The 7172-nt window shown below is 60.9% G+C and carries 10 protein-coding genes and 1 pseudogene; 3 read left to right on the plus strand and 8 right to left on the minus strand.

Features of this window, described 5'->3' with window-relative positions:
* From AC1DX0_RS27530 to AC1DX0_RS27540, 3 genes are all read left to right on the plus strand, one after another.
* Positions 1-388 (plus strand): glutathione binding-like protein (locus tag AC1DX0_RS27530; protein ID WP_477357543.1); only part of this gene is annotated, 388 nt, incomplete at its 5' end.
* Entirely contained in the window at positions 328-1002 is a 675-nt protein-coding gene (locus AC1DX0_RS27535; RefSeq protein ID WP_477357546.1) for a uracil-DNA glycosylase family protein, read from the plus strand. The genes AC1DX0_RS27530 and AC1DX0_RS27535, both read left to right, overlap by 61 nt.
* Positions 1003-1110: 108 nt before the next feature.
* Positions 1111-1602 (plus strand): Lrp/AsnC family transcriptional regulator, encoded by a 492-nt coding sequence (locus AC1DX0_RS27540; RefSeq protein ID WP_006205209.1) that lies wholly within the window; start codon positions 1111-1113, stop codon positions 1600-1602.
* Between the two features lie 6 nt (positions 1603-1608).
* Here AC1DX0_RS27540 and AC1DX0_RS27545 read toward each other — a convergent pair whose 3' ends face one another.
* The 8 genes and pseudogenes from AC1DX0_RS27545 to AC1DX0_RS27580 form a co-directional block, all read right to left on the minus strand.
* On the minus strand, positions 1609-2175 hold the full coding sequence (locus AC1DX0_RS27545; RefSeq protein ID WP_477357549.1) for a DUF3299 domain-containing protein: 567 nt from the start codon (positions 2173-2175) through the stop codon (positions 1609-1611).
* A 105-nt stretch (positions 2176-2280) separates the two neighbouring features.
* Positions 2281-2985, minus strand: coding sequence for a DNA alkylation repair protein (locus AC1DX0_RS27550; RefSeq protein ID WP_477220522.1), 705 nt, complete (start codon positions 2983-2985; stop codon positions 2281-2283).
* Positions 2986-2991: 6 nt separating this feature from the next.
* Positions 2992-3861, minus strand: a complete 870-nt coding sequence (locus AC1DX0_RS27555; protein WP_477220523.1) for an NAD(P)-dependent oxidoreductase — start codon at positions 3859-3861, stop codon at positions 2992-2994.
* Between the two features lie 103 nt (positions 3862-3964).
* On the minus strand, positions 3965-4786 hold the full coding sequence (locus tag AC1DX0_RS27560) for an ABC transporter permease (protein ID WP_477220524.1): 822 nt from the start codon (positions 4784-4786) through the stop codon (positions 3965-3967).
* Positions 4783-5502, minus strand: coding sequence for an ABC transporter permease (locus tag AC1DX0_RS27565; protein WP_477220525.1), 720 nt, complete (start codon positions 5500-5502; stop codon positions 4783-4785). Before AC1DX0_RS27565 ends, AC1DX0_RS27560 begins: the two co-directional genes overlap by 4 nt.
* Positions 5503-5584: 82 nt before the next feature.
* Positions 5585-6370, minus strand: coding sequence for an ABC transporter substrate-binding protein (locus tag AC1DX0_RS27570; RefSeq protein ID WP_477357552.1), 786 nt, complete (start codon positions 6368-6370; stop codon positions 5585-5587).
* A gap of 158 nt (positions 6371-6528) precedes the next feature.
* On the minus strand, positions 6529-7038 hold the full coding sequence (mobB, locus tag AC1DX0_RS27575; protein WP_477357555.1) for a molybdopterin-guanine dinucleotide biosynthesis protein B: 510 nt from the start codon (positions 7036-7038) through the stop codon (positions 6529-6531).
* Positions 7035-7172: pseudogene (locus AC1DX0_RS27580) on the minus strand (molybdenum cofactor guanylyltransferase MobA); the annotation flags it as partial. The pseudogene AC1DX0_RS27580 and the gene mobB, both read right to left, overlap by 4 nt.

A 7172-nucleotide genomic window follows, 5' to 3' on the forward strand; every position in this document is an offset into this window, starting at 1 on the left:
ATTGCACCCCGAGCCGGCCCTGTTCGGACGCGGCGCGCTCGGCAAGGCACAGGTCGAGATGTGGCAGAGACGGATGGAGTTCAACCTGCTCAGCTGCGTCGCCCAGGCCTTTCGCCACGTCCATCCGGCCATGAAGGACTGGGAAACTCCGCAGATCCCCGAATGGGGCGAGGCCAACAAGCCGAAGGCGGTCGCATTCCTGAAAATCCTCGACGACGAGCTGGCGAGCCGGGAATTCGTCGCCGGCGACAGCTATTCGATTGCCGATATCACCGGCCTGATCGCGATCGATTTCATGAAGCCGGCACGCATCAAGGTGCCGGAAGAATGCGCCAATGTGCTGCGTTGGCATCAGGCGGTCTCCAGCCGGCCGAGTGCCGCCGCTTGAGTGTGGAACTGGACAGTTTTGCAGAGGAGGTCCGGGCCTGCCGCATCTGTGTCGAAAACCCTATCGGCAAGCCGCTGCCGCATGAGCCGCGACCGGTGCTGCGGCCRTCGTCCAGCGCGCGCATCCTCATCGCCRGCCAGGCGCCGGGAACCAAGGTGCACCTSTCGGGCATGCCGTTCACCGATGCTTCGGGCGACCGCCTGCGCAGCTGGCCCGGTGTGACCAGCGACGAATTCTACGACATCGAGAAATTCGCCATCGTGCCGATGGGCTTCTGCTTTCCCGGCCAGGACGCCAAGGGCGGCGACCTGCCGCCTAGGCGCGAATGCGCGCCGGCCTGGCGCACGCCCTTGATGGCCTTGATGCCGCGGATCGACCTGGTGCTGACGATCGGCATCTATGCGCAGTCCTGGCACATGGGTGCCGCGCGCCGACCCTCGCTGACGGAAACGGTGATGGACTGGCGCGCCATCTGGGAGAATTCCGTCGGAGCGAAAGTGCTGCCGCTGCCGCATCCATCCTGGCGCAACAGCGGCTGGCTGAAGCAGAATCCGTGGTTTGAAATGGAATTGCTGCCTTTCCTGCGCTCGGAAATCCGCTATCGCATCGGCTAGGCATTCTGCAAGAAATCACTCGCTTTCGTGGCGATTGGCAGAATTTCTTTCTTGTGAAAGCCTCGAATAAGAGGGAATATAGACAAACTATTCCCCTAGGAGCCTCTAATGGACCGCCTTGACCGAAAGATCCTACGCCTCCTTCAGGAGGACGCGACGCTCGCGGTGGCCGATGTCGCCAAGAAAGTCGGCCTGTCGACGACGCCCTGCTGGCGCCGCATCCAGAAGCTCGAGGAAGAGGGCGTCATCAAGCGGCGCGTCGCCATTCTCGACCATGAGAAGGTCAATGTGCGGGTCACCGTCTTCGTCTCGATCCGCACCAACTCACACAGCCATGAGTGGCTGCGGCGGTTTTCCGAGGTCATCCAGGAGTTTCCCGAGGTGGTCGAGTTCTACCGCATGAGCGGCGACGTCGATTACCTGCTGCGCGTCGTCGTGCCCGACATCGCCGCCTACGATGCCTTCTACAAGCGCCTGATCGCCAAGATCGAGATCCGTGACGTGTCGTCGTCCTTCGCCATGGAGCAGATCAAGTACACGACCGAAATCCCGCTCGACTACATGGTGCTGGACAAGGAATCGGGTGCCAACGCCGCCTGAGCGCGATCAATTCTTCTTCTTGTTGAGGAAACTCCAGGGCGAGTTCACCGGCAGCGTAACGGTGTCCGGCACGGTGTCGACACCGACTACATCCGCTTTGCGCACGGTGTAGCCGGACTGGATGACGCTGACGCCGTCGAGAATGAACAGCTGGCTCTTTTCCATGTCCGGCTTCAAGGCGCCGGTGACGGCRACCGACTGGTAGGCYTGCGACATCTTGTARGGAYGGGCAGGCGTGACCAGCACGATCTGGTTGGGCGGCGGTGTCGGCATGTGGCTGCATGCGCCCGTCCACGGCACCAGCAGGAACTGATAGACAAGGTCGCCGTCACGATCGACCGGCAATGCATAGCCGGCTAATTGTATGGTCTTATCCTGCAGATCGAGGGACAGCGTCTCGCCATGATCGGGCAATTTTGCCGCGATCATCGGCAGCCCGGCGTCTTCGGCAACCGCCTGGGTCGCGGGGCGCAAATCCTTCCAGAAGATGTGCATCGTCTCGGCCGAGGCGCCGGCAGCGGTGAGAGACAGCGCGGCCGCGAGCGCCAGGATTGATTTGAGGTGGATGCTCATGCCGCTTCCTTTGCAGGCGAGTAAAGACGCCGGGACCAATGGCGTCAATGCTCGAGCCGCATCACATGTCGGCGAGGGCCGCGCTCGTCTCGCGGAAGCTGTCCGTCAGCCTTTTCTGGCGGCGACCCGCTCGAGCGTTTTGGCATTGGTCAATTCTCTCACCGCATTCTTGCCGTTCCAGCGTGCCGTCTTGTCGGGTGATCGCGCGAGCCTTTCGGCGACGGCAAGGGCAGCGCCGTGCATCTCCATCGATCGCTTGCCGATCGAACGAAGCGCCCAGTTCACAGCCTTCTTCACGAAATTGCGGCCGTCGGTGGCGTGCGCTTCGATGATCGGCAGGAAGGCAAGAAAAGTTGCCTCCGGCTCTTTCTTTCGGTGGACGACGGACCATGCCATCATGGCAAAAGCCGTGCGTCTAACGAATTCCCGTTCATCAGCCGCGAACTCGCCTATCAGGTCTTTCCAGGCGTCCGTGTCGACGAAGAGATCAGACACGCCATCGACGATATCCCAGGAGTCGAAACTCGACGCCCATTGCCTTGCATCCGCTGCGGAAAACCGCTCTGGGTCGGCCGTGACGGAAGCGATGAACTGCGCCTCCATGATGCCTGACTCCCACAGCTCAAAAGCGCGCTCGTGGTTGCGTTTGATCTTGCGGGCAATCTGCCGCTGAACGCCATGCGGGATTCCAAGCGCCCGGTCGATCTTGATACCGTAGCGCAGCATGCCAAGGCGATTTTCCTCCGAACCGATCGAGCGCAAATGCGCGATGATTTCGCCGGCACTGGATTGGGGCGACAGCTCGGCCATCCCAGCCTACTTCTCCAGGCGCGCCAGCAGCGAGGACGTGTCCCAGCGCTTGCCGCCCATCGCCTGCACATCCTTGTAGAACTGGTCGACAAGCGCCGTCACCGGCAGCCTGGCAGCGTTGCGGTCGGCCTCCGCCAGGCAGATGCCGAGGTCCTTTCGCATCCAGTCGACGGCGAAGCCGAAATCATATTTGCCGGCATTCATCGTCTTGTGCCGGTTCTCCATCTGCCAGGAACCGGCGGCACCCTTGGAAATCACCTCGATCACCTTCTCGATGTCGAGCCCGGCCTGCTTGCCGAAATGGATGCCTTCCGACAGTCCCTGCACCAGTCCGGCGATGCAGATCTGGTTGATCATCTTGGTCAGCTGGCCGGCGCCTGCCGATCCCATCAGGCCGACCATGCGGGCATAAGCGTCGATAACAGGCCTCGCCTTGTCGAAAGCATCCTGATCGCCGCCGACCATGACGGTCAGCACGCCGTTCTCGGCACCGGCCTGGCCCCCGGAGACCGGCGCGTCGAGAAATGAGAATCCGCCAGCTTGCGCGGCGGCCGCCAGTTCACGCGCGACCTCGGCCGATGCCGTGGTGTTGTCGATGAAGACCGAACCTGTCTTCATCGATTTGAAGGCGCCTTCCGGACCTGTCGTCACCGAGCGCAGATCATCGTCATTGCCGACGCAGGAAAAGACAAAGTCCTTGTCCTTGGCTGCCTCTGCCGGGGTCAAGGCAAAGCCGCCGCCATGCTGGCCGACCCATTGCTCGGCCTTGGCCTTGGAGCGGTTGTAGACGGTGACGTCATGGCCACCCTTGTTCTTCAAGTGACCGGCCATTGGATAGCCCATCACGCCAAGACCGAGAAATGCCACAGATGCCATAAGCTTGCCCTTCAGAATGGAAATTTGCTGCGCAAGCTCTAGGCCCTGCGCTCAATTCGTCAAGACGCGCGTGGTCCGATCGGCTGGCACAGCAGAGAACGGATCAGCGTTTCAGGTGGATGGTGATCCGGCGCTCGATCCATTCGATCGCATGGCGCAACAACTCGACCATCACRAGATACACCAGGGCGACCCAGATATAGGCCTGGATGTCGAAGGAATTGGCGAAGGCGAGTTTTGCATTGCCCATCAGATCGTAGACGGTGATGATGGCGACGATCGCCGAAGCCTTGACCATCAGGATCAGCTCATTGCCGTAAGGCCGCAAGGCGACGATCAGGGCTTGCGGCAGGATGATCTTGCGCAGCGTCTGCAGTTTGTGCAGGCCGAGCGAGGCAGCCCCTTCCCATTGGCCCCTGTGCACGCTTTCGATGGCGCCGCGCAGGATCTCGGCCTGGTAGGCGGCGGTGTTGAGCGCAAAGGCGAAGACGCCGCAGTTGAAGGCGTCCTTGAAAAAATCCCAGAGCCCGATCATCTGGAGTTGCGGTCGGAACGACCCCAGCCCGTAATAGACCAGAAATGTTTGAACCAGCAGCGGCGTGCCGCGGAAGAAATAGACGTAGCAATAGGCAAGACCGGACAGGATCCGGTTCCTGGACATACGCCCGTAAGCGACAGGCAAGGACATAACGGCGCCAAGCACCATCGAAATGGCGACCAGCGACAGGGTGACGCCAAGTCCGCGCATATAGGCCGGCGCATATTTGGCGAAGAAGGGTGCGTTCCAGGCAAAGAAGAGGTAGGCGACGATACCGAGGCCGAAGGCTACCCACAGGCAGACCAGCGCGTAGCCGACGACGCGGCTTCGCGGCCAGCCGCGGGCCCGCGGTGGTGGCCGTTCGACCAAGGTGGCCGTGGCGCTCATCGTTGTGCCTCCCGTTTGCCGAGCGAGCGCAAAATGGCGCTGGTGGCGAAGGATGACACGATGGCCAGAGCAAGAAAGACCAAGGCCGCCACACCGTAAAACAGGAAGGAATGCTTGGTCACGCGAGCGGCCACGCCGGCGTTGCGCAACGTCTCTGCCAGACCGACGACCGACACCAGCGAGGTGTCCTTCAACAGGCTGAGCCAGCAATTCTCGAGGCCGGGAAACGCAATGCGCAACAGCTGCGGCAAGATCACCAGGCGCATTGTCTGCGCATAGGAAAGACCGATGGCATAACCACCCTCATACTGGCCTTTCGGGATGGCACGGAAGGCCGAGAGGAAAACCTCGCTGGCATAGGACGAAAAGATCAGCGCGAGCACGATCATCCCGGCGACGAAGCTGTTGACGTCGATGGTCGCGTCTGGACGGAAATATCGGATGAGGTGCTGCAGCAGGATCGGCACGCCGAAGAAGAACAGGAAGAGCGTCACCAGTTCCGGTAAGCCACGAAAGACCGTGGTGTAGATATTGGCGGCGACGCGCAGCGATGGCTCTTCGGATTGTTTGCCGAGCGCAATGAAAAAGCCGATCGTCAAACCAATGGGGAGCGTCGCCAGCGCAAGCAGAACCGTTACAATGACGCCATAGGCAATATCGTCACTCCAGCCATCGGGTCCCCAACTGAGAAGTGTCCATATGCTTTGGGCTGGCATTGACGGATCTTATCTCCACGGCATTTCCAGGACGACGAATAGAAAGACGGCGGAGATTGCCCCGCCGTCTTGGCCGTATTGATCAGGACTCGGCGCCGWARACGTCGAACTTGAAGTACTTGTCGTTGATTTCCTTGTACTTTCCATTGGCGCGGATGGCGTCGATGGCCTCATTGAGCTTGTTGACCAGGTCGGTCTCGCCCTTACGTACGGCAATGCCGGCGCCCGGCCCGAAGATATCGACCGGCTGAGGCGACGGCTGGCCGAGAATCTTGCAGCAGGCGCCATCAGGCGAATCCAGCCACTGCTGCAGCACGACAATATCGTCCTCGATGGCGTCGAGACGACCATTGGCAAGATCTGCCTGCTCCTCTGGGCTGCTCGGATAGCCCTTCACGGTGCTGTCGGTGTAGGTCTTTGAGGCATAGTTGAAATGGGTGGTCGTGGTGGCGACACCGACGGTCTTGCCAGCGAGATCTTCCTTGGTCACGCCCTTCAGGGTCGAGTCTTTCGGCACGGCGAGCGCCGACGGCGTGTTATAGTATTTGTGCGAGAAGTCGACCTTCTCCTTGCGCTCCGGCGTGATCGACATCGAAGCGACGATGGCGTCGAACTTGCCGGCCTGGAGTGCCGGAATGATGCCGTCCCAATCCTGGGCGACGAAGGTACACTTGACCTTCATCTGATCGCAAAGTGCCTGGGCGATGTCGATGTCGAAGCCGACGAGCTTGCCGTCGGAGGTCAGGTTGTTGAAAGGGGGGTAGGCGCCTTCGGTGCCGATCCGCAGGGTCTTCTCCTGGGCCTGGGCTACGCCGAGCGTCAGCAGCGCAGCCGATGCGGCGAGCGCGATACGCAGTGCAATACGCATGATAGTCCTCTCTTTATGGTCCCGGCCGTCGTTCCGAACGGCTCTGTGGGGCGGTGCTTTTTGACCGCCCGCTGAGGCGATACTCCCACTCTTTCCAAGAAAAAAGCAACTGCAAAACCACCGAAATCGGTAATGGCGTTCTGCCGTTAGGTTACATCTCAAGCAACGAGGCCGGTGGCGCGCTCGATGAAGTCGACTATCGATTTTACGTCGTCGAGGTCGAATGCCGGCAGGCTCTCGTCGGTGACGGCGAAATCCGCGGCGATGGCGACAATATTAGGATCATCAGCCGAAAGCGGCGCCCGGTCCTTCGCTTCCAGCCGYCGCGTTTCGATCTTGCKGTGSGMTTCGCGCTTGTAGCCTTCGATCAGCACGATGTCGCATGGGGCGAGCCGCGAGAGGATGCCCTCCAACGGCGGCTCATCCTCGCCGCGCAACTCGTGCATCAGCGCCCAGCGATTGCCCGACACGATCGCCACCTCGGTGGCGCCGGCCTGCCGATGGCGGAAACTGTCGGCGCCGGGCTTGTCGATGTCGAAATCATGATGGGCATGTTTGACCGTCGAGACCTTCCGGCCGCGCCGCACAAGCTCGGCGACCAGCTTTTCGGTCAGTGTGGTCTTGCCGGAGTTTTTCCAGCCGGTGATGCCGAAGACGCGTCTATTCATGATGTCATGCTCTGCAACAGGCGCCCGGCCTCGGCAAGATCGTCCGGCACGTTGATGTTGAAGAAAGGATCGAGTCCCGCGGATTGCAGGACCGGGAATTCCACCTCGACATGGCCATGGCGCTCGATGAAGGT

The organism is Mesorhizobium sp. P3_A9, from assembly GCF_056402975.1.

Excerpts from the sequence above, each read along its gene's own strand:
- AC1DX0_RS27540 (WP_006205209.1), top strand. The coding sequence starts at position 1,111 with ATGGACCGCCTTGACCGAAAGATCCTACGCCTCCTTCAGGAGGACGCG.
- AC1DX0_RS27565 (WP_477220525.1), bottom strand. The coding sequence starts at position 5,502 with ATGCCAGCCCAAAGCATATGGACACTTCTCAGTTGGGGACCCGATGGC.
- AC1DX0_RS27555 (WP_477220523.1), bottom strand. The coding sequence starts at position 3,861 with ATGGCATCTGTGGCATTTCTCGGTCTTGGCGTGATGGGCTATCCAATG.
- AC1DX0_RS27550 (WP_477220522.1), bottom strand. The coding sequence starts at position 2,985 with ATGGCCGAGCTGTCGCCCCAATCCAGTGCCGGCGAAATCATCGCGCAT.